At 72.0% G+C, this 24,715-nt stretch carries 23 protein-coding genes and 1 riboswitch; of the genes, 14 read left to right on the forward strand and 9 right to left on the reverse strand.

Annotation, left to right across the window (positions count from 1 at the left end; translation table 11 throughout):
- Window positions 1–98: 98 nt before the first annotated feature.
- Complete coding sequence (locus FG385_RS21335) at window positions 99–695, forward strand: hypothetical protein (RefSeq protein ID WP_139098530.1); 597 nt, start codon at window positions 99–101, stop codon at window positions 693–695.
- Between the two features lie 15 nt (window positions 696–710).
- Here the strand turns inward: FG385_RS21335 and FG385_RS21340 are convergent, their stop codons facing one another.
- Window positions 711–1,136: a DUF5709 domain-containing protein gene (locus tag FG385_RS21340; protein ID WP_139098531.1), complete on the reverse strand. Its 426-nt coding sequence runs from the start codon at window positions 1,134–1,136 to the stop codon at window positions 711–713.
- A gap of 102 nt (window positions 1,137–1,238) precedes the next feature.
- Between FG385_RS21340 and FG385_RS21345 the strand changes: the two genes are divergently transcribed.
- Window positions 1,239–1,742: a hypothetical protein gene (locus FG385_RS21345; RefSeq protein ID WP_139098532.1), complete on the forward strand. Its 504-nt coding sequence runs from the start codon at window positions 1,239–1,241 to the stop codon at window positions 1,740–1,742.
- Window positions 1,743–1,830: 88 nt separating this feature from the next.
- On the opposite strand, the gene FG385_RS21350 is transcribed toward FG385_RS21345, so the two are convergent.
- Window positions 1,831–3,024, reverse strand: a complete 1,194-nt coding sequence (locus FG385_RS21350; RefSeq protein ID WP_139098533.1) for a lytic transglycosylase domain-containing protein — start codon at window positions 3,022–3,024, stop codon at window positions 1,831–1,833.
- A 296-nt stretch (window positions 3,025–3,320) separates the two neighbouring features.
- A riboswitch (guanidine-I (ykkC/yxkD leader) is annotated at window positions 3,321–3,429 on the forward strand.
- A gap of 52 nt (window positions 3,430–3,481) precedes the next feature.
- On the opposite strand from FG385_RS21350, the gene FG385_RS21355 reads away from it, so the two are divergent.
- From FG385_RS21355 to FG385_RS21380, 6 genes are all read left to right on the forward strand, one after another.
- The gene (locus FG385_RS21355) at window positions 3,482–4,993 is read left to right on the forward strand and encodes an amino acid permease (RefSeq protein ID WP_139098534.1); all 1,512 of its coding nucleotides are present in this window, start codon (window positions 3,482–3,484) and stop codon (window positions 4,991–4,993) included.
- Window positions 4,990–5,691, forward strand: a complete 702-nt coding sequence (locus FG385_RS21360; RefSeq protein WP_139098535.1) for an urea amidolyase associated protein UAAP1 — start codon at window positions 4,990–4,992, stop codon at window positions 5,689–5,691. Before FG385_RS21355 ends, FG385_RS21360 begins: the two co-directional genes overlap by 4 nt.
- Window positions 5,688–6,332 (forward strand): urea amidolyase associated protein UAAP2, encoded by a 645-nt coding sequence (locus FG385_RS21365; RefSeq protein WP_200834578.1) that lies wholly within the window; start codon window positions 5,688–5,690, stop codon window positions 6,330–6,332. Before FG385_RS21360 ends, FG385_RS21365 begins: the two co-directional genes overlap by 4 nt.
- Window positions 6,329–8,344 (forward strand): 5-oxoprolinase/urea amidolyase family protein, encoded by a 2,016-nt coding sequence (locus FG385_RS21370; RefSeq protein WP_139098536.1) that lies wholly within the window; start codon window positions 6,329–6,331, stop codon window positions 8,342–8,344. The genes FG385_RS21365 and FG385_RS21370 overlap by 4 nt, the downstream gene beginning before the upstream one ends.
- A complete protein-coding gene (atzF, locus tag FG385_RS21375) occupies window positions 8,341–9,972 on the forward strand; it encodes an allophanate hydrolase (RefSeq protein WP_235022711.1) in 1,632 nt (543 codons plus the stop codon). Before FG385_RS21370 ends, atzF begins: the two co-directional genes overlap by 4 nt.
- A gap of 154 nt (window positions 9,973–10,126) precedes the next feature.
- Complete coding sequence (locus tag FG385_RS21380) at window positions 10,127–11,365, forward strand: AI-2E family transporter (protein WP_139098537.1); 1,239 nt, start codon at window positions 10,127–10,129, stop codon at window positions 11,363–11,365.
- Here the strand turns inward: FG385_RS21380 and FG385_RS21385 are convergent.
- On the reverse strand, window positions 11,301–12,518 hold the full coding sequence (locus FG385_RS21385; protein ID WP_139098538.1) for an MFS transporter: 1,218 nt from the start codon (window positions 12,516–12,518) through the stop codon (window positions 11,301–11,303). The genes FG385_RS21380 and FG385_RS21385 overlap by 65 nt on opposite strands.
- A gap of 38 nt (window positions 12,519–12,556) precedes the next feature.
- Complete coding sequence (locus FG385_RS21390) at window positions 12,557–13,189, reverse strand: TetR/AcrR family transcriptional regulator (protein ID WP_200834579.1); 633 nt, start codon at window positions 13,187–13,189, stop codon at window positions 12,557–12,559.
- Between the two features lie 61 nt (window positions 13,190–13,250).
- Here FG385_RS21390 and FG385_RS21395 point away from each other — a divergent pair, with 61 nt between their 5' ends.
- Both FG385_RS21395 and FG385_RS21400 read left to right on the forward strand, forming a co-directional pair.
- Entirely contained in the window at window positions 13,251–13,646 is a 396-nt protein-coding gene (locus FG385_RS21395; RefSeq protein ID WP_139098539.1) for a VOC family protein, read from the forward strand.
- Window positions 13,643–14,125 (forward strand): quercetin 2,3-dioxygenase, encoded by a 483-nt coding sequence (locus FG385_RS21400; protein ID WP_139098540.1) that lies wholly within the window; start codon window positions 13,643–13,645, stop codon window positions 14,123–14,125. Before FG385_RS21395 ends, FG385_RS21400 begins: the two co-directional genes overlap by 4 nt.
- A gap of 3 nt (window positions 14,126–14,128) precedes the next feature.
- Here the strand turns inward: FG385_RS21400 and FG385_RS21405 are convergent, their stop codons facing one another.
- The 5 genes from FG385_RS21405 to FG385_RS21425 are packed head-to-tail and all read right to left on the reverse strand — an operon-like array spanning window position 14,129 to window position 19,981.
- The gene (locus tag FG385_RS21405) at window positions 14,129–15,133 is read right to left on the reverse strand and encodes an amidohydrolase family protein (protein WP_139098541.1); all 1,005 of its coding nucleotides are present in this window, start codon (window positions 15,131–15,133) and stop codon (window positions 14,129–14,131) included.
- 9 nt (window positions 15,134–15,142) lie between these two features.
- Window positions 15,143–16,252 (reverse strand): zinc-dependent alcohol dehydrogenase, encoded by a 1,110-nt coding sequence (locus FG385_RS21410; RefSeq protein WP_139098542.1) that lies wholly within the window; start codon window positions 16,250–16,252, stop codon window positions 15,143–15,145.
- An 8-nt stretch (window positions 16,253–16,260) separates the two neighbouring features.
- Entirely contained in the window at window positions 16,261–17,544 is a 1,284-nt protein-coding gene (locus FG385_RS21415; protein ID WP_139098543.1) for a phenylacetate--CoA ligase family protein, read from the reverse strand.
- 27 nt (window positions 17,545–17,571) lie between these two features.
- Window positions 17,572–18,522 (reverse strand): LLM class F420-dependent oxidoreductase, encoded by a 951-nt coding sequence (locus tag FG385_RS21420; RefSeq protein ID WP_139098544.1) that lies wholly within the window; start codon window positions 18,520–18,522, stop codon window positions 17,572–17,574.
- The gene (locus FG385_RS21425) at window positions 18,509–19,981 is read right to left on the reverse strand and encodes an aldehyde dehydrogenase family protein (protein WP_139098545.1); all 1,473 of its coding nucleotides are present in this window, start codon (window positions 19,979–19,981) and stop codon (window positions 18,509–18,511) included. Before FG385_RS21425 ends, FG385_RS21420 begins: the two co-directional genes overlap by 14 nt.
- A 132-nt stretch (window positions 19,982–20,113) precedes the next feature.
- Between FG385_RS21425 and mdlC the strand changes: the two genes are divergently transcribed.
- The 4 genes from mdlC (at window position 20,114) to FG385_RS21445 (ending at window position 24,700) form a co-directional block, all read left to right on the forward strand.
- Window positions 20,114–21,688, forward strand: coding sequence for a benzoylformate decarboxylase (mdlC, locus tag FG385_RS21430; RefSeq protein WP_139098546.1), 1,575 nt, complete (start codon window positions 20,114–20,116; stop codon window positions 21,686–21,688).
- A gap of 100 nt (window positions 21,689–21,788) precedes the next feature.
- Window positions 21,789–23,111: an MFS transporter gene (locus FG385_RS21435; protein WP_139098547.1), complete on the forward strand. Its 1,323-nt coding sequence runs from the start codon at window positions 21,789–21,791 to the stop codon at window positions 23,109–23,111.
- 9 nt (window positions 23,112–23,120) lie between these two features.
- Complete coding sequence (locus FG385_RS21440; protein WP_139098548.1) at window positions 23,121–23,666, forward strand: UGSC family (seleno)protein; 546 nt, start codon at window positions 23,121–23,123, stop codon at window positions 23,664–23,666.
- Window positions 23,663–24,700 carry a hypothetical protein gene (locus tag FG385_RS21445; RefSeq protein ID WP_139098549.1) on the forward strand — a complete coding sequence of 346 codons (1,038 nt, stop codon included), beginning with the start codon at window positions 23,663–23,665 and terminating at the stop codon, window positions 24,698–24,700. The genes FG385_RS21440 and FG385_RS21445 overlap by 4 nt, the downstream gene beginning before the upstream one ends.
- The last annotated feature ends 15 nt before the right edge of the window (window positions 24,701–24,715 follow it).

The raw sequence follows: 24,715 nt of genomic DNA on the forward strand, positions 1-24,715 counted from the left end.
ACGGGGCGGGCACAAGCCCCCTGACGGGTTTTCAGTCGAACGGGCGGTTGGCGCGATCCGGTTTGCCGTGGGTGCCGGAGCCGCCGCAGGATCGGGGCATGAATCCGGACGAGGACACCGCGGACACGCCCACCTTCGGCGTCAGCCTGCGCGGGTACCGCCGCGCCGAGGTCGACGAGTACGTGCGGTCGGTACGGGTGAAGGCCGAACGCCAGGCCGACGCCTTGCGCGAGGCCCAGGCACGGCTCGAAGAGCTGGGCTCGGATCCGGCGGTGCCGCTGGAGGCGCCCGGATCCGGTGCGATCGGCGCCCGGGTCGAGCGGATCGTGGCGCTGGCGGAGTCGGAGGCCCGCGAGATCCGGGAGCAGGCCGCGCAGGACGTCGCCGACATGCGTGCCGAGCTGGAGCGGGAGTCCGATCAGGCGCGGCGGTTCCGGGAGCAGGCCGCGAAGGCGTCGGCGGAGGAGTCGCGACGGTTGGTGACTCGCGCCGAGAACGAGGTCGCGAAGCTGCGCGAGACGCGGGCCGATCTGCTCGACCAGCTGGTCAAGATCGGGGAGACGGTGGATCTGGTGACCGAGCGGCTCGAGGAGAAGAAGGCCGCGCCGAAGCCACGCCAGCCCGACAACCGGCCGAAACCGCGCGACCCGGTGGCTGACGCGAAGGAGCGCCTGGGCAAGGCCGCCGCGAACTGAGCGGGCGGCGGCCGGTCAGCGCTCGTCCGCTTCGGGGACCACGTGGACGGCGGCCTCCTCGGCCGACGCTCCGGCACCGTCGATGCCGATGTCGGTGGCGAACAGCTCCTCGTCACCGGCCTCGCCCGCGACGAGGCGGCCCGCGCGCAGATCGCCGACCTCGTCGTCGATCAGCTCGCCGTCGGTACCCTCGATGTCGCCGAGGCCGTCGTCGTCCTCGTCGTCGTAGTCGTCGGGCAGTTCGCGCGCGAGGCGCCTGTCGAGGCCCTCGCCGAGCCGTTCCTCGCGCGGTGTCGTGCCCCAGCCTTCGGTGGCCCGGGGACGTTCGACCGTGGTGTAGCCCTCGTCGAGCGGGTCCTCGGGTCTGCCGTACTCGAGCGTGTCTTCCTCGTCGAGTTGCTTGAACACGACGTCATCGGTGTCATCCGGCCAGTCGGCCATGGTGCCGCTCCCCTTCTTCCGTCTCAGGCACCGAAGCGTAACAATTTCGCCCGGTACGCCCGTCGGTGAGCAAAGGGGGCGGGCGTGCCCTAGATTTCCGGCATGACCGAGTCACCGGGGCCGTACGAGCCCTATCCGGCCGGCGGCGGAGACGTCTCCCCGCCAGGGAAAACCGCCGTGCCGTCGACGATCACGACCGCGTTCTACTGCTACCTCGCCTCGACCGTGATCGGGATCGTCAGCGGCCTGCTGGTGCCGGGCAACCAGGGCGAAATCGCGGACGCGTTGCGCCGCGCCAACACCGCCCACCTCACCGAGAGCCAGATCCAGGACGCCGCCCGGATCGCGGTCATCTCGGCCGTCGTGATCGCGCTGCTGATCTCGCTGATCTACCTGTGGCTCGCGTTCAAGCTCCGCGCCGGCCGGAACTGGGCCCGGATCACGCTCACCGTGCTCACCGTGCTGCAGGTGATCTTGCTCGCCAGCGGGCGCGGCGGCAGCGTCGTGGGCTACCTGGCCCTGCTGCTGGCCGTCGCCGGGCTGGTCTTCGCGTGGCTCGGCGCGTCGAGCCAGTACATCCAGACCGTCAAAGCGTCCAGGTCCTAGCCCGGGAGCCCGGCCGCGAACTCGCGCACCGCGGTGAGTAACGCGGCCGGGGTTTCGAACTGGGGCAGGTGCCCGAACTGAGCGAGGCTCAGCAGGACGGCGTCGTCGTGGTCGCCGATGTCGTCGTGGTGGTCGTGCTGGTGGTCGTCGACGGCGGCGGCGTGGTGGTCGTCGTGGCCGGGGGCGTCGTCGTCGTGTCCGATGTGGATGATGGGGGTGTCGTCGTGGGGCAGGTCGGCGGTGCCGTCGTTCCACTGGACGACGAAGTGGTGGGGCTGGAGGACCTCGTGGTGCTGGGAGCGGACGTCTTCGCGGGCGGGGCGCCCGGCGAGGCCGGAGCCGGTGTGGCCGTGACCGGCGGAGCGGGTGGAGCGGCCGCGACTGGTGCCGGAGGCGGCTCGACGGCCGGGCCGGGCAGGCCCGCCGATCCGGCGACCGGGCCCGCTGGAAGCTGGCCGTCGGGGATGGAGCTGGCTCCGCGCTCGTAGGCGTCGGCCCACAACAGGACCGTGCGCACGTAGTCGTCCGAGTGGTTGTACCGGAACACCGCCTGCGCGCGCTGCTGCGGGTCGCGCAGGTCTCCCCCGCCCGCGCACAGGTACTTCCCGGCCGAGAGCGCCGCGTCGTAGACGTTGTTCGGATCCGCCACGCCGTCGCCGTTGCCGTCGGAGGCGTACTTGACCCAGCTGGCCGGGATAAACTGCATCGGCCCGACCGCGCGGTCCCAGGTGGTGTTGCCGTCGTAGCGGCCGCCGTCGGTGTCCGGGACCGCGGCGAACCCGGCGCCGTCGAGGATCGGCCCCAAGATCGGCGTCAGCGTCGTGCCGTTCGCGTCCACCCGGCCGCCGCGCGCGTGGTTCGACTCGACGCGGCCGATGGCGGCCAGCAGCGACCAGCTGATATGGCATCCCGGCGCGAGGCGCGCGAGCTCCTGCTCGGCGCGGCGATAGGCCTGCAGCGCGCTTTCCGGGATACCGAGGGCGCCCACCACGGGCGCGCCGAGCGGCGTGAGCGGCACCTGGTCGAACGAAGGCAGCTGCTGGAGCAGCAGCAAGGGACTGCCCGCGGCGTCGAGTACCCCGGGACCGAGCCTGAGCTGCCCGGACGCGCGCCCGTCGGCCCCCACCGAGGGAGTGTCCACTGTGGACGTCAGCCCGAGCGGGCCGCTTTCCCCGGACAGGAACGGCACCAGGGCGAGCGAAGCGACGGCCAGGGCACCGGCTTTAACCCGGCGTCCCGGAAATCTTCGGCTCTCCCCGCTGGTGCTGTCCGCACGTCTCATCCACTCTCCCGGGCTCGTCGTCGACCGGCAGGCTCCGCCCCCGGCGCGGCCGATGATATCGCCACGATCGGGTGGGCCGCACACGTTCGGCAACGGGTTTTCCCCGCGCTTTCCCTTTCATTCACCACGCGCCCTGCTTTCGTCCGAAAGAACCGGTTGATACCGCCGCACGGACGAATGTGAACGGCAGATGACGCACGGTCGCCACCGAACCGGCGGCCGGATACGCCGTGTTCACGATCCTGACCCGGCGACGACACGGCCGGCCGGTGCACTGATCCGCGACCCGCACCAGTGCGGGGCGCGTCTAGGGTTCCGCCACTTCGGTGGGTCTGGTCCGAGAGACGCAGGCGGTCCGGCTCGGGAGCCGGAACCGTTCCACGGCGGGAGAAAAGCCCGGGAGGCCATCACGGCCCCGGGCTGCGCGTGTGGTCCGGGTTTCGATCCGGAGGTCGACATGACCGTGACATCACCACCTACCCGCACCGACGCCGGTGACCTGTCCACATTCGGCTACGGCCAGCAGTTACGCCGCAAGATCGGCGGGTACGGCTCCTTCGCCGCCGGCTTCTCGTTCGTCTCGATCCTGACCACGGTGTTCCAGCTGTTCTTCTTCGGCTTCTCCTTCGGTGGCCCGGCGTTCTTCTGGACCTGGCCGATCGTGCTGGCCGGCCAGCTGCTGGTGGCGCTGTGCTTCGCCGAACTCGCCGCCCGCTACCCGATCTCGGGCGCGATCTACCAGTGGTCGAGCCGGCTCGGCGGCCGCGTCTGGGGCTGGACCGCGGGCTGGCTGATGATGGTCGCCCAGGTGGTGACCCTGGCCGGCGCGGCCATCGCGCTCCAGGTCGTGCTGCCGCCGGTGTGGTCCGGCTTCCAGCTCGTGCCCGGGGATTCCTCGCTCACCAGCACCTCCGGCGCGGCCAACGCGGTCGTGCTCGGCGTGCTGCTGCTCGGCGTGACGACGGCGATCAACGCGATCGGCGTGCGCCTGATGTCGGTGGTGAACAGCGTCGGCGTGACCTGCGAACTGGTCGGCGTGACGCTGCTGTGCATCGCCTTGTTCTCCCACGCCGAGCGTGGTCCTGGTGTCGTCCTGCAGACCCAGGGCGTCGAGGGGCACGGCTACCTGTGGGCGTTCGCCGTCTCCGGGTTGATGGCGGCCTACGTCCTCGTCGGGTTCGACAGCGCCGGTGAACTGTCGGAAGAGACCCGCGACCCCCGCCGCACCACCCCGCGCACGATCCTGCGTGCGGTGCTGGTGTCCGGGCTCGGCGGCGCGCTCATGCTGCTGGCGACCCTGATGGCCGCGTCCAGCGTCACCGACGGGAGCCTGGGCGACCCCGCCCGCGGTCTGCCGTACGTGCTGACCAGCCGGCTCGGCGACACGCTCGGCCGGGTGTTCCTCGTCGACGTCGCGATCGCGGTCTCCGTGTGCACGCTGGCGATCCAGACCTCCGCGACGCGCATGGTGTTCTCCATGGCGCGCGACGGGGTCCTGCCGTTCTCCGGCGGGCTGTCCACGGTCAACCGGCGGACCGGCACCCCGGTGCGCGCGTCCGTCGTGGTCGCGCTGGTCGCCGCGGCGTTGCTGCTGGTCAACGTCGGTAACGCGGCGCTGTTCACGACGATCGCGAGCGTCTGCATCATGCTGCTGTACCTGGCCTACCTGATGGTGACGGCACCGCTGCTCGTGCGGCGGCTGCGCGGTGAGGTGAAGCCCGAGCAGGGCCGGTTCAGCCTCGGGCGCTGGGGAATCGCGGTGAACGCGCTCGCCGTCGTCTGGGGTGCCGCGATGGCGATCAACCTCGGCTGGCCGCGCGCGGAGGTGTTCGACCCGGCGGGCGGGAACCTCTACCTGCAATGGTTCGCCCCGCTGTTCCTGGCGGGCACGCTCCTCGTCGGCGCACTCGCGTACGCGGTGCAGGCGCGCCGCCCCGCCGAAGCCCCGGCGCTGGCGGTGGCGGAATGACCGAGGTGCTTGTCTCCCACGAGATTCCCGGCGGCGCGGCCTGGTCCGTGCTCGTACGTGGCGGCCGGGAGCTGAAGCTCACCGCGCTCGCCGCGGGCGCGAACTGCTCGGCGCTGCTGTTCGCGGCGGGGCATCCGGTGGACCGCCTCAACGTCCCGGACACCCTGAAGGCGCAGATGAGCGCGCGGATCCACCCGCCGATGGTGCTGATGTCCGATCGCGGGACCGCGTTGTGCTCGGTCACCGGGTCCTCGCTCGACTGGCATGACGCGCTGTGCGGGCATTCGTGCGATGCGCACCTCGAGCGGTTCGGTCCGTCGAGCTACACCGCCGGCCGCAACACCTGGCGGCGCTCGGCGCGCGCCGGGCTGCTCGGTGAACTGCGCAAGCACGGCCGCGGCCCTGCCGACCTGCACGCCTGCGTGAACTTCTTCGCGAAGGCCGCCACGTCCGGCGACGGCACGCTGACCTTCCTGCCCGGGCATGCGAAGGCGGGCGACTGGGTGACGCTGCGGGCGGAACAGGACGTCCTCGTCGTGCTGTCCACCTCCCCGCATCCGCTCGATCCACAATGGACACCGGCGGCGGTGCTGGCCGAGATCGGCCCCGGGGACGCGGCCGGTGACGACGATCCTTCGTGGACCTTCCGTGCCGAGAGCGCGCGGGCCCTGCGAGCCGCCAAGGAGGTGCTGGCGTGACGGCGACCCGGTACGAAAGCACGTTCGACCCGGCGACCGCCGTACTCGACGTGACCGTGGCCGACGGCGACGGGTATCTCGGCACGATCCCGGCGGGCGGCACCTTCCGGATCGTGGACCTGCACGGGAATCAGGCGGTCGACACCTTGTTCTACGACGCCGCCGACATCGACAACCGCTACAGCGCGATGGACACCGTGCGCGAACAGGGCGCGGCGTACCTGACCACGGGCTCCCGGTTGCTGTCGCTGAACCTCGACGTGCTCGCGACGATCACCGCCGACACCTGCGGCCGGCACGACACGCTCGGCGGCGCGTGCGCGCAGGAGTCCAATGTGGTCCGTTACGGCGAGCACACCCGCCACCAGCACGCCTGCCGGGAGACGTTCCTGCGCTACGGCGCACGGGTGGGCATCGGCGCGCGGCAGCTCGGGCACAACATCAACTTCTTCATGAACGTGCCGCTGACGGCGGAAGGTGGCCTCACCTTCTCCGACGGGCTGTCCGCGCCGGGCAAGTACGTCGAGGTGCGGGCCGAGCGCGAGCTGTACGTCCTGATCAGCAACTGCCCGCAGCTCAACAACCCGTGCAACGGTTGGGATCCGACGCCGGTCCGGCTGCTGGGCTGGTGGGACGTATGACCGCGGCGCCGGCCACGACCATGACCGTGCTCAGCCCCGGAACCCAGACCACGGTGCAGGATCTCGCCGGCCGTGGCGGGATGTGGGACGTCGGCGTACCGCCGTCGGGCGCGTGGGACGACCTGTCCTTCGCGCTCGCCAACGCCGCCGTCGGCAACCCGCCCGGCGCGGCCGGGCTCGAAGCCGTCGTGACCGGGCCGGTGCTGCGGTTCGACCGGCGGACCACGATCTGTCTCACCGGCGCCGCGCCCGAGGCCACTGTGGACAGTAAACCGATCCGGCCCGGGGTGGTGACCACTGGGTCCGTTGTGGACCTCGGCCGGTGCGGCGGGCCGGGTATGCGGGCCTATCTCGCCGTGGCGGGCGGGCTCGTGGTGCCCGAGGTGTTCGGGAGCAAGGCGACGTTCCTGCTCGGCGGGTTCGGTGGCCTCGAAGGCCGGGCGCTCGTCGCGCGTGACACGATGGCCGTCGGCCGGACGGAGAATCTCGCCGCGCCCGTCGACGTCGCCTCGCTGCTGCCCGCGATGAGTACACAATGGACTGTCCGGGTGCTCGCCGGACCGCACGGCGCGCCCGAACATCTCACACCCGAAGGCGCGGCCGAACTTCTCGGCGCCGGATGGACGATCGACCACCGCGCCGACCGGACCGGGGTGCGCCTGGCCGGGCCGGCCCCCCGGTGGGCGCGGCAGGACGGCGGCGAGGCCGGTTTGCACCCGTCGAACATCCACGACAGCGCCTATCCGGTCGGCGGGATCATGCTGTCCGGCGACACGCCGGTCGTCGTCGGCCCGGACGGGCCCAGCCTCGGCGGGTTCGTGGTGCCGTTCACCGTGATCCACGCCGACCGGTGGAAGTTCGCGCAGGCGCGGCCTGGCGACACCGTGCGGCTCGTGCTCGTGGCGCCGGAGGAGGCCGACAACGCCAACGCGGCCCGAGCGGCGCTGCTGGCGGATCCGCGCGGCGCCGTGGTCGCGGAGTTCGAGCGAACCCTCGCGGGACGGCCCGCTCCCGAGCCCGTGCTTCCCGCAGCGGGCCCGGAACTGCTGGCCGAACACGGGTTGCTGCTCGAACGCCCGGCCGACGGTGCGGCGCCCGCGCTGGTGATCCGCCGCGCCGGCGACCACCATGTGCTCGCCGAAGCCGGGCCGCCGGTCCTCGATCTGCGCGTGCGCGTCTGGGTTCACCTGCTCGCCCAGGCGCTGCGCGCGGCAGCACCGGACGGGGTCGCCGAACTCGTCGAGGGTGTCCGTTCGCTGCTGGTGCGGGTGGATCCGGACCGGCTCCCGCTCGCGAAGCTCGCCGGCCTGCTCGGGGAACTCGCCGCCGGGGTGCCGGATCCGGCGGGCGTCACGCTCGACGTGCGGGAGGTGACGCTGCCGATCGCGTTCGACCATCCGGCCGCACACGAAGCGATGGCGCGCTACGCCCGCTCGGTCCGTCCCGACGCGCCGTGGTGCCCGGACAACGTCGAGTTCATCCGGCGCATCAACGATCTCGGCGAGCGCGACGAAGTGTTCCGCGTCGTGCGCGACGCCACGTACCTCGTGATCGGGCTGGGCGACGTGTACCTCGGTGCGCCGGTCGCGCTGCCGATCGACCCGCGGCACCGCCTGGTCACCACGAAGTACGATCCGGCGCGCACCTGGACCCCGCAGAACGCGGTCGGCATCGGCGGGGTGTACCTGTGCGTGTACGGCATGGAGGGCCCCGGCGGCTACCAGCTGGTCGGCCGGACGGTCCCGGTGTGGCGGCATGTGCCCGGCTCGGCCGAACCGCCCTGGCTGCTGCGCCAGTTCGACCGGCTGCGGTTCTCCCCCGTCAGCGCCGGGGAACTGGCGGATCTGCGGGCGGAGGTCAAGGCGGGCAAGGCACTCGAGACCAGACCAGCTCGGTTCTCACTGTCCGAAGTGGACGAGCTGGAAACGCGGCACCGCGCGGAGATCGAGCTGTTCCGCAAGAGCAGGCAAGCGGCGTTCGACGCCGAGCGGGAAAGGTGGCGGGCTCGATGAACCTGAAGGCCGTGCGGGACATCGGCCAGCCCGCGTTCATCACCGTCCTCGACGAACCACCGGCGTCCGTTCCGGACGGACCACTGGCCGGGATCCCGTTCGCGGTCAAGGACAACATCGATATCGCCGGGGTGCCGACCACGGCGGCCTGCCCGGACCTCACCGCGCCCGCGACCGAAACCGCATTCGCGGTGCGGCGGCTTCAGGCGCGGGGCGCGGTGCCGGTCGGCAAGACGAACATGGACCAGTTCGCGACCGGGCTCGTCGGCACCCGCTCCCCGTACGGGGCGTGTCACAGCGCCTTCTCCCCCGAGCATGTCAGCGGTGGCAGCAGCTCCGGGAGCGCGATCGCCGTGGCCCTCGGCGCGGTGCCGTTCGCGCTCGGGACCGACACGGCCGGCAGCGGCCGGGTGCCGGCGGCCTTCAACGGCCTGGTCGGGGTCAAACCGACCCGGGGCCTGGTCTCGACGCGCGGGGTGCTGCCGGCCTGCCCGTCCCTGGACTGCGTCACGACGCTGACCAGGACCGTGGGCGACGCCCGCCCGGTGCTCGACGCACTGATCGCCTACGACGCGGATGATCCGTACTCGCGCCCGATGCCCGCGCTGCTGCCGCCGGGCGTGGCGCGGCAGATGCGGGTCGTCGCGGTGCCGGACGGGCCGCTCGAACTGGACCCGGAGCACCAGGAGGCATGGACCGCGGCGCTCACGCACGCGGCGAAGATCGCGCACGTGGTACCGGTGAACGTCGAGCCGTTCCTCGCGGCGGCGCGGTTGCTGTACGAATCGGCGTTCGTCGCGGAGCGGTTCGCCGCCTTCGGGCACCTGCTCGGTGACGGCGCCGATCCGGCCGTGCGGCGGATCGTGCTCGGCGCGGAGCGGTTCTCCGGCGCGGACGCGTTCCGCGGCCTGCACGAACTCGCCCGGCTGCGGCTGGTGGCCGAGCTGGCCTTCACCGGCGTGGACGCGTTGCTGCTGCCGGTCACCCCGGGCCATCCGACGCTGGCGGAGGTCGCGACTGATCCGATCGGGGCGAACTCGCGACTGGGGGTGTTCACGAACATGGCGAACCTGCTCGATCTGTGCGCGGTCGCGGTCCCCGCGGGTCTCCGGCCCGACGGGCTGCCCTTCGGCGTGCAACTGCTCGCGCCCGCGTTCGCCGACGCGCCGCTGCTCGATCTGGCGGCGCGGTGGAACGGTGAGCCCGCCGGCCCGCCGGCCGGCCGGGCGCTCCTCGCCGTCGCGGGCGCGCACCTGACGGGCCAGCCCGCGAACGCCGATCTCGTGCGGCTCGGCGGTGTCCTGCACAGCCGGGCGAGGACCGGGCCCGGCCACCGGATGTACACCGTGGACGGCCCGTTCCCCCGGCCCGGCCTGGTGCGCACCGGCGACGGTCCCGCGGCGGGGCTCGAACTCGAGGTGTGGGACCTGCCGCACGACGCGATCGGCGCACTGCTGCCAACGATCGCCGAGCCACTGCACCTGGGCCCGCTCACCCTCGACGACGGCAGCACCGTCCTGGGCTTCGTCGCCGACAGCGCGTGCGCCGACCCCACCCGGGACATCACCTCCCACGGCAGCTGGCGTGCTTACCTGCGTGCCGTGAGGGACCCCCTCACGGCCGTATAGGGCATGAGGGGGTCCCTCACGGCATTTCAGGTGGCCTCCGGCCGGGCTCGGTTGCGCGCGGCGGGCGTGGTTCGATCTCGGTATGGGGGATCCGGAAGCACGCTCGCCGTCGGCCGCGAGACACTGGACACCGGACGGTGTTCGGAGGTGCACGATGGGCGCTGACAACGGCCACGCCGGGGACGGGCCGCCCCCACCAGCGGACACGGCGGACGCGCCGCGGCCCGCGACGAGCCCGGACGGTGCCGCGCCCCGCCCTGACCTGCGCGACGCCGCGGGTGCCGTCCCGTGGCGGATGCGGGTCGCGGCGGCGCTGAGCTGGCGGTTCCTGCTCATCATCGCCGCTGTCGGGGTGATCGCCTGGGTCCTGGGCTACCTGTCGGCGGTCACCATCCCGGTCGGCATCGCGCTGCTGGTGTCCGCGCTGTTCGCCCCGCTCGTCGACCGGCTCGTGAAGTGGAAGGTGCCGCGGTCGCTCGCGACGCTGATCGCCATCGTGGTCGGGCTGGTCGCGGTCGGCGGGCTGCTCACGCTGGTCATCACCACGATCGCGGCGAGCCTGCCGCAGTTGCAGGCCCAGCTCTCGGCGAGCCTCGGCAACATCAACGACTGGCTGCAACGCGGTCCCCTCCACCTCTCGCGCGACCAGCTCCAGCAGGTCATCGACCGGACGATCGGCGCGCTGCGCGGCAACTCCTCGGAGCTGGTCACCCGGGCGCTGAGCACCGCGACCACGATCGGCACCACCCTCACCCAGGCCCTGCTCGCGCTGTTCACGCTGATCTTCTTCCTGTACGGCGGTTCGCAGGTGTGGAACTTCGTGCTGCGCGCCGTCCCGCGCGGTGTGCGCGCCCAGGCCGACGTCGCGGGCCGGCGCGGTTTCGCGTCGCTCGTCAGCTACGTCCGGGCGACCGTGGCGGTGGCGTGCGTGGACGCGGTGTGCATCGGCATCGGGATCTGGCTCGTCGGCGTTCCCCTCGCGGTGCCGCTCGCCGCGATCATCTTCATCGGCGCCTTCATCCCGATCATCGGCGCGGTCGCGGCCGGCACGGTCGCCGTCCTGGTCGCGCTGGTGGCCAACGGGATCGTCGCCGCGCTGATCGTGCTGGCCATCCTCATCGCGGTGATGCAGCTGGAAAGCCATGTGCTGCAACCGTTCCTGCTCGGCCGCGCGGTCCGGCTGCACCCGCTGGCCGTGGTGCTCGCGATCGCGATCGGGGTCGAGGTGTCCGGGATCGTCGGCGCGCTGCTCGCCGTCCCGATCCTGTCCGTGATCAAGTCCGCGGTCGGTTCGCTGCTGCACGACCCGGAACTCGACCCCGCCGGGGTCAACGCGCTCCACCCGCGGAGCGCCCGCCCTCAGCCGGAACAGAAGCAGCCCGAGAACGACTGAGCAGGGCGAGCGCCACCGCGGCGAGGGCGGCCACCCCCGCCGCGAACACCACCCCGGAGATGATCAGGCCGAACGCGGTCGCCGCGGCGCCCACGCCGACCACGGGAAGCGTGATCCCGATGTACAGCACGAAGAAGTAGGTCGAGGTGAGCTCGCCGCGCTGCCGGGCCGGGGCGGCCGACGTGAGCGCGATGAGCCCCGCCCGGAAGCCCATGCCCTGCCCGAATCCGGCGATCACCGCGCCGCCGAGCAGTGCGGCGAGCGACGCGAGCGGCAGGCTCGCGCCGATCAGCACCATCCCGGCGATGAGACCCGCGCAGCCGAGGATCATCGCACGGCGTTCGGTGAGCCGGGCGGACGTGACCTGCCCCGCCGTCGAGGCGGCGAACACGGACAGGACCACGACGCCGGTCAACGCGCGGTTCGTGTCGTGCAGCACGGTGCTCAGGAACGCCGGTGACACCCCGGTGAACAGGCCCAGCACCGCGAAACCCGCGAACCCGGCGATCGCGGCGCGCGCGAAGGTCGCCCGCACACCCGCGGGAACGGTGATCCGCTGGAGCGCGAGCCGCGGACGCGGCGCGCGCTCGACGGGTTCGGGCACCAGGGCGACGCCGATCGACGCGAGCACCACGAGCCCGAGATCGACGGCGTAAGGCAGGCGCAGCGGCGCCGGGGCGTACTGCCCGAGCACCCCCGCCACCAGCGGGCCGAGCCCGAGACCACCCATGTTCGCCGCGGCCGCGACGAGCCCGGCGCGCGCCTTGTCCGGCGCGACGTCAACCACGGCCGCGGTGGCGGTCCCCGCGAAGATCCCGGCCGAGAACCCGGACAGGATGCGCCCGGCGAACAGCCACCCCGTCGTGCCCGCGAAGAGGAACACGAGCGCGGACGCGCCGGACAGCGCCAGCCCCGCCTGCAGCATCGGGCGCCGCCCGAGTTCGTCCGACCAGCGGCCGGTGAGCAGCAGGGCCGCGATCACCCCGACCGCGTAAGTGGCGAACACGAGCGTCGTGACCAGCTCGCCGAAACCGAGAACACGCTGGTACTCGGGATAGAGCGGGGTCGGCAGGGTGGTACCGAGCATCGCCGTGGTGAACGCCGCCGCCAGCACCACGACAGCTGTCCACCCGCGCCCCGCGATCGCCACCATCACTCACGACCCTCGCCCCGCGGGCGGCGCCACGCAAGTCAGGGCTCCAGGACCTCCTGCGCGACGAGCGCGGTGACCCAGTTCTGCCACCGCGCGGCACTCCACCCGCGTTCGCCGGTCACGAGGAGGTACACCTCGGGGCTGACGAGCGTGAAGATGATGTCCGCCGCCTTCGCGACGGTCAGGCCCGGTCGCAGGGCCTTCTTCGCGGCAAGGATCTCGGCCAGCGTGCGGTGCGCGACGTAGCGCTGGTCCTGGTTGACGCGCCATTGCGCGGCCATGTCCGGATCGGCGCCGGCCGCGTCCCGCACCACCGACAGCAGCGGTGCGACCCTGCCGTAGACGGCGCGACTGTTGCGCAACCAGATCGCGACCGCCCGGCGCGGGTCTGGCTCCTCGCGAACCCGCCGCAGCCAGGGGCGATCGAGCAGCGGAACCGGGGCGTCGTCGCCGACGGAGCTGACGTCCATCACTTCCTTGAGCACCGTGGCCTTGTTGCGGAAGTGGAAGTACACCGTCTGCACCGCCACCCCGGCGCGCAGCGCGATCTGGTCGAGCGTGGTCGCGGCGTACCCCTGCCCGAGGAACAGTTCGCGGGCGGACTCGATGATGCGCGACCGCGTGGCGCGGGCCTGCGCGGTACGGCGGTTGGTCTTGACAGGCTCGCTCACTCGCTAGATGCTACTCTAACGAATCTCGCTAGAGACGGCTCTAGTGAATCTTGGAGGGGCCATGGACACCACCCTCGCCGGTTTCCATCACGTGAAACTGCCGGTCTCCGATGTCCGGCGCAGCCTGGAGTGGTACGAACGCGTTCTCGGGTTCCGGATCCAGCTTGAGTTCGTCGAGGACGGGGTACTCGAGGGGGTGGCGCTGACCGATCCGGGTGAGACGGTCAGCCTCGCGCTGCGCCACGATCCGGCGCACGTCGGGGGCTTCACCGGATTCGATCCGATCGCGCTGTGCGTACCCACCGCCGACGCGTTGCGCGCGTGGCAGCGGCGCCTGGACGATCTCGGCGAGGCGCACGGCGGGATCGCCCAGGGACACGTGGGATCCGTGCTCATGGGGCTGCGCGATCCGGACGGGATCGAGATCCGCTTCTACTGCCCCGGCGGTGCGGCATGAGCTTCGACCCGGACGGTTACGTGCTGCGGGACGGCGACGGCCCGCACGTGTGGTTCCTGGACACGCGGATGACGGTCAAGGCGGGCGCCGAGCAGACCCGCGGCGCGTTCACCTTCCTCGAATGGTCGGCACCGGCCGGTTTCGGGCCGCCGCTGCACCGCCACGACCGCGAGGACGAGGCGTTCTACCTGCTGGAAGGCGGTATCGAGGTCGACTGCGGCGACCGGCACTGGCTGGCGGGTCCCGGTGACTTCGTGTTCCTGCCACGCGGGATCCCGCACGCGTTCACGGTGTCCGACGGCCCGGTCCGGGGCCTGCAGATCACCGCACCGGCCGGATTCGACCAGTTCATCGCCGAACTCGGCAGGCCCGCGGCCGGCCCGGACCTGCCGCCGCCCACGCCGCCCGACGTGCCGAAGCTGATCGACGTGAGCCTGCGCTACGGCATCGAGACACTCGGGCCGCCGCCGAACGCCTGAGCGTCACCGGGGCGGGTCGATGCCCAGGAAGCGGAAGGCGTTGTCCCACAGGACGGCGTCCAGGTCGGACTCGGGCAGCCCCGCCATCCGCAGGGTGCGGCCCGCGGGCTCTTCGCGCGGCATCGCCGGGAAGTCCGAGCCGACCAGGAGCCGGTCCGCGCCCAGCAACTCGACCAGGTACCGCACGGCACGCACGTCGAACACCATCGAGTCGTAGTAGAACCGGCGCGCGTACTCCAGCGGCGAGGGGCCGTCGTCGTGGGCCGGCGCCCGCTCCGGGATTGCCGGCTCCTCGTTCCAGGTGCCGCCCCAGAAGTACTGCGCGCGCGGCACCATGAGGCCGAACCCGCCGGCCGCGTGGCTGAACGACACCCGCAGATCCGGGCATTTCGCCGCGATCCCGCCGGTGATGATCGAGGCGGCGGCCAGCGCGCCTTCCAGGCCGACCACGTAGGTGCCCATCGTGGACATGGGCAGCCGGTCGGTCGCGCTCGGCATGGCGTGCACGAAGACGGCCATGCCGAGCCGCTCGGCCTCGGCGAAGAACGGCAAGAACCGCTCGTGCCCGATCGACGCGCCCAGGATGTTCGACGCCACTTCGACGCCCCGCAGTCCCGCCTCCTTCATCGGCGCGAGTTCCGCTGCCGCGATCTCGGGATCCTGCAGCGGAACCATGCCGAGGCCGGCGAACCGGGCGGGGTCCGACGCGCACAGCGTCGCGGTGAACTCGTTGACATGCCGGGCCAGCGCCAGCCCGTCGGCCACCGGCAGGTCGTACTTCAGCAACGGCGGCATCGGGCTGAGCACCTCGAAGTCCACTCCGGACGCCGCCTGCTCCTCGATCCGCCGCTCGGCGTCGAAGAACGCGTCCTTCGCGCGGAACCGCGTCGCCCCGAACAGGAGCATCCGCGCGGACTCGCCGTCGATCGCCTCCATCCGCGGGAAGCATTCCGGGGCGCCGGTGGGATAGTCGCGGGGCAGCAGGTGGGCGTGGGCATCGGCGAGCACGGGATCTCCTCAGCTGTTGGGGTGGACGGACACGTGCACCGCCGTTTCGCCCGGCACCTCGCCGGCGAGCGTTTCGATCGCCTTGACGGTGTCGTCGAGCCCGAACGTGTGGGTGTGCAGCTTTTCCAGCGGGAAGCGGCCGGATTCGATGATCGCGATCGCCTGCTCGTTCGCCGACGCGTCCACCCCGAACGCGCCGAACACCTGCAGCGCGCGGTTGATGATCAGGTCGGTGCGCAGCGGGATCTCCTTGCCGCCCTTGAGGCCCGCCAGCACGACGCGGCCACCGTGGCGCGCCGAGAGCAGCGCGTCGGTCACCGGGGCGGCCGCCATCGGGGTCAGTTCCAGCACGACGTCGGCCATCGCGCCGTTCGTGATCTCCCGGATCCGCTCGACGGTGTTCACCGTGTCGTTCTTGGAGTCCACCGTGATTGTGTGGTCCGCACCGAACTCGCGGGCCAGGTCCAGCTTGTGCCGGTCGGACTCCAGCCCGGTGATGATGATCGTGCCGGCCCCGGCCGCTTTCGCGGCGATCACGCACGCGATACCGCGCTGCCCCGCGCCGAGCACGACCACCGTGTCGCCGAGCTTGATCCCGCCGAGCTGGGCCGCCCAGCGCACGCCGGCGCCGAGCGGGTTGAACATCGCCGCGACCTCGACCGGGACGGAGCGGTCGATCGGATGCACGATCGTGCCGGGCGAAAGGTAGAGGTACTCGGCGAATCCGCCCCACAGCGCGGGTTCGACGTCGATGCCCGTCACGCCGTGCCCATACTTGCGGTTGGGGCACGACTGGTACCGGCCGGTCAGGCAGTGCTGGCACGCGCGGCACGGCACGATGACCTCGAGCGCGACCCGGTCGCCTGGCTGCACGCCCCACCGTTCCGCGGCGCGTTCCCCGATGTCCTCGATGATGCCCATCGGCTCGTGCCCGGGGATGAACGGCCCGCGGTCCGGGTTTCCCATGTGTCCCTTGAAGGTTTCCACGTCGCTGCCGCAGATGCCGTTGGCCTCCACGCGCAGCAGGCCGTCGTCGGGCCCGATCTCCGGCCGGGGGAACTCGCGGATCTCGATGCTGCGGGGTCCGGTTTGGACGGCCGCACGGACGGTTTCTGCCATGTCTCTCCTTAGCCTGCGGGCCGGACCAGCCGGGACTTCATTTCGGATCGTTCGAGCGAGCCGGGCGGGACCAGGGTGACCTCCGCGCGCACCGAAAGCCGCGCCCGGATCAGGGTTTCCAGCTCCTCGCGCAGCTGCGCGTGGTCGCCGGGCGCCTCACCCCACTCGGCTTCGACCCGCAGCGGCGGCTCGACCCGCGGGCCGGTGCCGGGCACCACGATCTGCACCGCGCCGGTGGTGCGGGGATGGCGGGTCTGCACGAGATCCCTGACCGCGGACGGGAAGACGTTCACCCCGAGGACGATCAGCATGTCGTCGGTCCGGCCCACGCAGCGGATGAGCGGCGCGCCGTCTTCGGCCGCGCCGGTGACCACGACCCGGTCGCGGGTGCGGAACCGGACCAGCGCGCAGCATTCCCGGTCGACCGCGGTATAGACCAATTCGCCAGACGCGCCCGGCTCAGCCGCCACCGGCTCGCCGCTGTCGGGGTCGATCAGCTCGACGACCACATGCCGCCCGCCGGTGAACCGCATGCCCCCGCTGCCGGGCGCCTCCCCGAACAGGACCGGCGCCATATCCGCGTTCCCGAGCCCCTCGGTGACCGGCGCGCCCCATTCCCGCTCGACGTACTGCCGGAAGGCGGGCTCTCCCCCGCCGGGCTCGCCACCGACGAACACCTTGCGGATGCCGAACTCCCGGGGATCGCGGCCCAGCCCGCGCACGTACTCGGCGAGGTACCGGACGTAGGACGGGGTCGAATGCAGGGCGGTGACGCCCAGGGTTTCCATGGCCAGCACGGCTTTCTCCGATGCCCCGGTGCCGATCGGGACCAGCGTCGAGCCGATGCTCTCCAGCGCGTCGCGGATCGGCAGGCCGCCCACGAACAAGGTGAGCCCGGCGCCGTGCAGCACGACGTCCTCGCGGGTGGCCCCCATCGTGCGGAACGCCCGCGCGACCATGTCGGTCCACGTGTCGGCGTCGCGCCGGGTCACGCCGACCCAGCTGGGTTTGCCGGTGGTGCCGGTGGAGGCGTGCACCCGGACGACCTCGGTCAGCCCGACCCCGGCGTGCCGCCCCAGCGGCGGCGCCGCGGCCTGCGACTCGCGCAGCATCTGCTTGCCGGTGAACGGGAACTTGCCAAGATCGTCGAGCGTCTCGAACGACGGGTTGCCGTGCTCGGCGAACAGATCGTGGTAGAACGCCGAGCGCGCGGGCAGCTCCTTCAGCTGCTCGCGCAGCGCCGCCTCGACGGCCGCACGGTCTTCGGGTGCGACGAAGCCGGGTGTGACCACAGCAGGACCTTTCTCGCGTGCCGGTGCCTAGGCGACCGCGGTCGCCGCGACCTGCGGCACGACCTCGGCGCCGAGCAATGCGATGTGCTCGAGATCGTGGATGTCGTAGATGTGCAGGTACACCGTGTCCGCACCGGCCTCGCGCAGCTCGCCGATCCGGTCGGTCACCTGCCTGGGGGTGCCGATGACGGCATTGGCGCGCATGAACTCAGAGCCCATTATTTCGCCGCGGCGCGCCGCCTCCCGCGGCGTCGAACCGCACGCAACCGGCAGCACGGCCGAGCGTCGCGCCTCGTCCGGGTCACGGCCGATCGCCTCGCAGGCCCGCGCGAACACGGCGAACCGGTCGCGCAGATCACCACCGAGCGCGCCGTTGAACTCGTTCGCGAACCGGGCGGCGATGGCGGGGGTGCGCTTGGGGCCCGAGCCGCCGATGATGACCGGCGGATGCGGGTCCTGCGCCGGCCGCGGCGTGGCACCGTTCGCCTCGATGCCGTAGTGCTTGCCGGTGAAGGAAAACTCGTCGCCTTCGCCGGTGCGCCACAGCCCGGTGATGATCTCCAGCTGTTCCTCGAACCGGTCGAACCGCTCGCGCGTCGACGGGAAGGGGATGCCGAACGCGGCGTGCTCACGCTCGTACCAGCCGGTGCCGAGGCCCAGCTCGACACGCCCGCCGCTCATCTCGTCGACCGACGCGACGATCGTCGCGAGCAGGCCGGGCTGCCGGAAGGTCGCGGCGCCGACGAGAGCCCCGAGCCGGACCCGCGAGGTGTCGCGGGCAAGGCCGCCGAGCGTGGTCCAGCAGTCGGTCGGCCGGTAGGTGCGGTCGTTCGCGTCCACCCCGAGCAGATGGTCCGAGCGGAAGAACGCGTCGAACCCGGCGTCCTCGGTCGCCCGCGCCAGCGCGAGGATCTCGTCGTATCGCGAACCGTGGCGGGGCTCCATGAGCACCCGCAGCCGGAAGTCAGTTCGTGCCACGCAGGGACACCGCCTTCACCTGGGTGTAGTTGAGCACCGCGTCCGCGCCCATGGTGCGGCCGAAACCGCTGCGCTTGTACCCGCCGAACGGCGCGCCGACCAGGCCCGCGCCGAGCGCCGCGTTGACCGCGACCTGCCCGGCCTGCAAGCCCTTCGACAGCCGCACCGCACGGCCGACGTCACGGGTCCAGACCGACGCGACGAGCCCGTAGTCGGTTCCGTTCGCGACCTCGAGCGCCTCGGCCTCCCCGTCCACGGGGATCACCGACAGCACCGGGCCGAAAATCTCCTCCCGCGCGATGCGCATCCCGGGGTCCACCTGGTCGAACAGGGTGGCCTCGACGTAGAACCCACGCTCGAATTCCGGGCCGTCGGGCACCCCGCCGCCGACGACGAGTTCGGCGCCCTCCTCGCGGCCGACCTTCAGGTAGTTCAGCACCCGGTCGTGCTGCTTCGCGTTGATCAATGGACCCATCTGGACCTTCTCGTGCCACGGCCCGATCCGGACCTGGCCGAGCCGTTCCGCGAGCCGCCGCACCACTTCCGCATGCACCGACCGGTCGACGACGACCCGCGAACCGGCCGCGCAGATCTGCCCGGTGTTCAGCGTGATGCCGTTCGCGATCGCGGGCACGGCCGCGTCGAGATCGGCGTCGCCGAAGATCACCTGCGGGGATTTGCCGCCAAGTTCGAGGTGCAGCGGGATGAGGTTCTTCGCGCAGGCGGCCATCACCAGCGAACCCGTCTCGGGCGAACCGGTGAAGCTCATCCGGCGGATCCCCTTGTGCGCGGGGATCGCCGCGCCGGCCTCGTGCCCATACCCGGTGACGACGTTGACCACCCCGGGCGGGATCCCGGCTTCGACGGCGAGCTTCGCCAGTGCGAGCGGCGTGAGCGGAGCGTCTTCGGCGGGCTTGATGACGATCGTGTTGCCCGCCGCGATCGCGGCGCCCACGTCGTTGGCGAACATCGGTCCCGGCGCGTTCCAGGGGATCACCGCGCCGACGACACCGTACGGTTCGCGCAGCGTCAGGCCCAGCACGTCCGGCGTCCCGGCCGGCAGGGACAGGCCCTGCACCTTGTCGGCCTGGCCCGCGATGAACGTGAGCATCCGCGCCATCGGCGGCGGCCCCCACGACGGCCGGCCCACCTCCTGGGACTCGAGGCCGTCGAGTTCCGACTCGTGCTCACGGATCTTCTGGGCCCAGCTCATGATCAGCGCGCCGCGCTCGGTCGGGCTCGTGTCGCGCCACGCCGGGAACGCGGCGGCCGCCGCACGCACGGCGGCATCGACGTCCTCGGCACCTCCCCTGGGCACCCTCGCCAGGACCTCGCGCGTGGCCGGGTTGATCACGTCGATGGTTTCGCCGCTTTTCGCCGGGACCCATTCGCCGCCGATCAGCTGGGCATTGTCGACGAGGAGGGCGCTGGTCTCGGGGCTGGGCAGGACGGTCGTCATGGCTGCTCCCTCAGGGTTCACGATGAATCGGACTATGCCGGGGCGGGCTGGCCTGCCGCGATACGCCTTTCGCGACGCGGAAAACCCGCGCGAAGCCCGGCGAGGACGGCGTCGATGGTCAACACTGGGGTCATGACGACGGTGCGCGAAACGGTCCATGAGCTGCTCCGCGGCTGGGGCCTCACGACGGTGTTCGGCAATCCCGGTTCCAACGAACTGCCGTTCCTCGACCGGTTTCCCGCCGACTTCCGGTACGTGCTCGGCCTGCACGAGGGCACCGTGCTCGCGATGGCCGACGGGTACGCGCAGGCCACCGGGCGTCCGGCGCTGGTCAACCTGCACGCGGCGGCCGGGCTCGGCAACGCGATGGGCAACCTCGCGAACGCGCGCCAGCAGCACACGCCGCTGATCGTCACGGCGGGCCAGCAGGCCCGGAACATGGTGGGGCTCGGCGCGATGCTTTCCGAGCCGGAGCTGACCACCGTGCCGCGACCGCATGTCAAGGCCGCGCTGGAACCGTTGCGAGCCCAGGACGTCCCGCGCGCGCTCGCCGAGGCTTACCACCTTTCGACGCTGCCGCCGGCCGGGCCGGTGTTCGTGTCGCTGCCACTGGACGACTGGGCCGCCGAGGTCGTGCCGCACGAGGTCGAGCACCTCGGGCGGCGCCGGGTGACCTCGCTCGCCGCACCCGCCGAGGGTGAGATCGAGCGGCTGGCCGCCCGCTTGGACGCCGCGAAGGCGCCCGTGCTGGTGGTCGGCCCGGAAGCCGACCGCGAGCCGGTGTTCGACCAGGTGGTGAAGCTCGCGGAGGCGGCCAACCTGCCCGTCTGGCTGCCGCCGGGCCCGCCACGCTGCGGGTTCCCGACAACGCATCCGCACTACCGGGGCGTGCTGCCCAACACCGTCAACGGGATCACCGAAACCCTGGCGGGGCACGATTTCGTGCTCGTGCTCGGGGCACCGGTGTTCCGCTACCACGTCAACAAGCCCGGCCCGTTCCTGCCGGCGGGCACCGAACTGGTCGCGGTCATCTCCGATCCCGCGGCCGCCGCGCGCTCGCCGATGGGGGACGCGCTCGTCGGTGACGTCGGCGAGGTGGTCTCCCGCCTCGCCGGTCTGGTGACCGGCTCCGGCCGTCCCCCGGTACCGCCCCGGCCCGCCGCGCAGGCGGTGCCCGCCGCGAGCGCCCCGTTCCCGGCCGAGGCCGTGTTCGACGTGCTCGCCGACGTGCTTCCCCCGGATGCCGTGCTGGTCAACGAATCCACGTCGAACACGGGCGCGTTCTGGGCGCGGATCCCGATCCGCCGCTCGGGCGGGCTCTACTTCCCGGCGGCCGGCGGGCTCGGTTTCGGCCTGCCCGCCGCGGTCGGCGTGGCGCTGGCCGATCCCGGGCGGCGCGTGTTCGCCGTGCTCGGCGATGGTGCCGCGCAGTACGGGATCCAGGGCCTGTGGACCGCGGCGCACCACCGGCTGCCGATCACGTTCCTGGTGCTGCGCAACGACGAGTACGGCGCGCTGCGCCGGTTCACCGGACGGCTCGGCGTGTCGGAGGTGCCCGGGATGGACCTGCCCGGGATCGACGTCGTGTCCGTCGCCCGCGGCTACGGGCTGCCCGCTCGGCGGGTGGAGGACGCCGGCGCGCTGCGGGACGCGCTGGCCGCGACCGGCGGGCCGCTGGTGGTGGAGGTGCCGATCACGCGGACGTGAGACATCCGTCGCGGCCCAGGTACGGCGCGTGACCGACGACGCCGGAGGTGAAGGCTTCTTTACTTCGAGTGTCCTTCCTCGACGCCGCGAAAGGCAGAAAATGACCGGCTCCCCGCCCAGCAAGGCCTCGCTCCTGCTCGCCAGCTGCGTCGGCACCTCGATCGAGTGGTACGACTACTACATCTTCGGCAGCGCGTCCGCGCTCGTGTTCGGTTCGCTGTTCTTCCCGTCCTTCTCGCCGGTCGCCGGCACGCTCGCCGCGTTCGGCACGTTCGCGGTCGGGTTCATCGCCCGCCCGCTGGGCGCCGCGGTGATCGGGCACTTCGGCGACCGGATCGGGCGCAAGGCGATGCTGGTGCTGACGCTGATGATGGCGGGGCTTTCGACGTTCCTGATCGGTGTCCTGCCCACCTACGCCGCGATCGGGGTGGCGGCGCCGATCCTGCTGGTGATCATGCGGCTGCTGCAGGGCTTCGGGGTCGGCGGTGAATGGGGCGGCGCGGTACTCGTCGCCACCGAGCACGCGACGCCGCGGCAGCGGGCGGTGTACGGCAGCTTCGCCCAGTTCGGCGTGCCGATCGGGGTGCTCACCTCGAACCTGGTGTTCCTGATCGCGTCGCAACTGCCGGACGCGAGCTTCAAGGCCTGGGGCTGGCGGATCCCCTTCCTGCTCAGCGCCGTGCTGCTCGGCGTGGGCATGCTCGTGCGGCGGAAGCTCAACGAGAGCCCGGAATTCCGCCGGGTCAAGGAGACCAACAAGGTCAGCAGGCTGCCCTTCGGCACGCTGCTGCGCGAACAGCCGGTGACCCTGCTGCTGGCCAGCCTCGCCGCGATCGCCCCGCCCGCGGTCGGCTACACGGTCATGGTCTACATGCTCAACTACGGCACCAAGGTCGCCGGGTTCAGCCGCACCACGCTGCTCACCGTGCTCCTGCTGTCCGCGCTGGTGTGGATCGCGGGGATCTACTTCGCCGCCGTGTGGGCGGACAGGTGGGGCAGCAAGCGGGTCTACACGGTCGGCGCGATCACCGCGGTCGCCTGGGCGTTCCCGATCTTCCTGCTGGTCAACACGGGCAGCCTCACGGCCGCGGTGGTGGCGTACTTCGTGGCCGCCGTCGTGCAGGCGATCATGGCGGGCGCGCAGGGCGCGCTGTTCACCGAACTGTTCCACACCCGGCTGCGGTTCAGCGGCGCGTCGGTCGCCTACCAGCTGGGCGGCCTGATCGGCGGCGCGGTGGGACCGCTGGTCCTCACCGCCCTGTTCGGCGCCTACCACTCGTCCACGCCGCTCGCGCTGTACCTGGCCGCGATCTGCGCGGTGAGCCTCGTCGCGGTCGTGCTGGTACGCCCCCTTCCGGAGTACGAAAAGGCCGTGGCGGAGCGGGAAGGGGCGCCGTTAGCGTCGGGGCGGGAGACTAGCTGAGGAGTGCGCATGTTCGAGGCGATGATCGATCCGACCGCCCGCCCGGCCAGCACGAACGGAGCGGAACTGGCTCCGCGCCCGGCCCGGCTGGCGGGGCTGACCGTGGGCCTGCTGGCCAACACGAAGAAGAACGCCGAAGCCTTCCTGGATGAGGTCGGCGAGCTGCTCACCGCCGAATACGGCGCGGCAGGCCTGGTGCGGCGGAAGAAACTCAACATCGCCGAGACCGCGCCGGCCGAAATGCGCGCCGAACTGGTCGAGGCCTGTGACGTGGTGGTCGTCGGGGTCGGCGACTGCGGCTCGTGCAGCGCCTCGGCCGTGGCCGACGGGCTCGAACTGGAGGCGGCCGGCGTGCCCGCGGTGGTCATCTGCAGTGAGGCGTTCGTGGCGACGGCCGACGCGATGGCGGATCTCAAGGGCGCCAAGGGATACGGCTACACCCGCACCCCGCACCCGGTGGCCCCGCTCGACCTCGACGAGGTCCGCGAGCGCGCGCGGCGGATCCTGCCCGATCTGGTCGGCATCCTCACCACGCCCGCGACGGCCGCCGCATGACCGATACCGCGCTGGAGCGCGACGCCGAGCGGCTCGACTATGCGCGGCAGGCGGTCGAGCACGCGTACGCCGAGGGCTGGACCGACGGGCTGCCGATCGTGCCCGCGACCGCCGAGATGGTCGAGGAGTTCCTCGCGGCCACGCCGCGGGCGCGCGACGAGGTCGTCGCCGCCGTACCGCATCTGGATCGCGAGTGCACGGTCGAGCAGGCCGCGGTCAACGCCGCGATGGCGGGCTGCCGCCCGGAATACTTCCCGGTCGTGCTGGCCGCGTGGGACGCGCTGATGGCCCAGCCGGTCGTCACCGGCGGCGGCTGGCAGAGCACCAGCGGCCCGGCCCCGCTGATCATCGTCAACGGGCCGGTCCGCGCGGAGCTGGGGATCAACTCCACCGGCGGGGTACTCGGGCCGGGGTTCCGCGCCAACGCGACGATCGCGCGGTCGATCGGGCTCGTGGTGCGTAACGTGCTCGGTATCCGGCCGCACGAACTGGAGCAGGCGACGCAGGGCCTGCCCGGCCGGTGGACGCTGTGCGTCGGGGAGAACGAGGAAGAAAGCCCGTGGGAACCGCTGTCGGCCGAGCTGGGGTTGGCGCCCGGGACGAGCGCGGTGTCGGCGCTGTTGCTGCGCACGTGTGAGTTCGTGGACAACCGGCACACCAAGGAACCCGAAGAGGTGCTGTGGGACTTCTGCGACACGGTCGCTCGTACCGGCGCCGCGATCGGACGGTTCTCTTCGGCGGGGTTGGTGTTGAGCGTCGAGCACGCGCAACTGTTCGCCGAAGGCGGGTTCTCGAAGGCCGACGTCCAGCGGTGGCTGTATGACCACGCGATCCGCACCCACGCCGATCTCGAGCGCGCGGGCAAGGGTCTGGACGACCTCGACGCCCCCGGCGTCGACGAGCACGGCCTGCACATGACCCCGAGCCCCGAGCAGATCCCGATCATCGTGGCGGGCGCGCGCAACGCGGCGATGTCGATGGTGATACGCCCGTTCGGCTTCAGCGGCTGGTCCCGCACCGCCCACCCCGTCTGACGGCGTGTTCGCCCG

It is taken from the genome of Amycolatopsis alkalitolerans, assembly GCF_006152065.1.
Classification (GTDB): Bacteria; Actinomycetota; Actinomycetes; order Mycobacteriales; family Pseudonocardiaceae; genus Amycolatopsis_E; species Amycolatopsis_E alkalitolerans.

Bases quoted from the DNA above. Each gene is read 5' to 3' on its own strand.
- FG385_RS21395 (WP_139098539.1), top strand. From the start codon at position 13,251: ATGGACACCACCCTCGCCGGTTTCCATCACGTGAAACTGCCGGTCTCC.
- FG385_RS21340 (WP_139098531.1), bottom strand. From the start codon at position 1,136: ATGGCCGACTGGCCGGATGACACCGATGACGTCGTGTTCAAGCAACTC.
- FG385_RS21335 (WP_139098530.1), top strand. From the start codon at position 99: ATGAATCCGGACGAGGACACCGCGGACACGCCCACCTTCGGCGTCAGC.
- FG385_RS21345 (WP_139098532.1), top strand. From the start codon at position 1,239: ATGACCGAGTCACCGGGGCCGTACGAGCCCTATCCGGCCGGCGGCGGA.
- FG385_RS21385 (WP_139098538.1), bottom strand. From the start codon at position 12,518: ATGGTGGCGATCGCGGGGCGCGGGTGGACAGCTGTCGTGGTGCTGGCG.
- mdlC (WP_139098546.1), top strand. From the start codon at position 20,114: ATGACGACGGTGCGCGAAACGGTCCATGAGCTGCTCCGCGGCTGGGGC.
- FG385_RS21410 (WP_139098542.1), bottom strand. From the start codon at position 16,252: ATGGCAGAAACCGTCCGTGCGGCCGTCCAAACCGGACCCCGCAGCATC.
- FG385_RS21380 (WP_139098537.1), top strand. From the start codon at position 10,127: ATGGGCGCTGACAACGGCCACGCCGGGGACGGGCCGCCCCCACCAGCG.
- FG385_RS21445 (WP_139098549.1), top strand. From the start codon at position 23,663: ATGACCGATACCGCGCTGGAGCGCGACGCCGAGCGGCTCGACTATGCG.
- FG385_RS21370 (WP_139098536.1), top strand. From the start codon at position 6,329: ATGACCGCGGCGCCGGCCACGACCATGACCGTGCTCAGCCCCGGAACC.
- FG385_RS21350 (WP_139098533.1), bottom strand. From the start codon at position 3,024: ATGAGACGTGCGGACAGCACCAGCGGGGAGAGCCGAAGATTTCCGGGA.
- FG385_RS21355 (WP_139098534.1), top strand. From the start codon at position 3,482: ATGACCGTGACATCACCACCTACCCGCACCGACGCCGGTGACCTGTCC.
- FG385_RS21440 (WP_139098548.1), top strand. From the start codon at position 23,121: ATGTTCGAGGCGATGATCGATCCGACCGCCCGCCCGGCCAGCACGAAC.
- FG385_RS21425 (WP_139098545.1), bottom strand. From the start codon at position 19,981: ATGACGACCGTCCTGCCCAGCCCCGAGACCAGCGCCCTCCTCGTCGAC.
- FG385_RS21435 (WP_139098547.1), top strand. From the start codon at position 21,789: ATGACCGGCTCCCCGCCCAGCAAGGCCTCGCTCCTGCTCGCCAGCTGC.
- atzF (WP_235022711.1), top strand. From the start codon at position 8,341: ATGAACCTGAAGGCCGTGCGGGACATCGGCCAGCCCGCGTTCATCACC.
- FG385_RS21400 (WP_139098540.1), top strand. From the start codon at position 13,643: ATGAGCTTCGACCCGGACGGTTACGTGCTGCGGGACGGCGACGGCCCG.
- FG385_RS21360 (WP_139098535.1), top strand. From the start codon at position 4,990: ATGACCGAGGTGCTTGTCTCCCACGAGATTCCCGGCGGCGCGGCCTGG.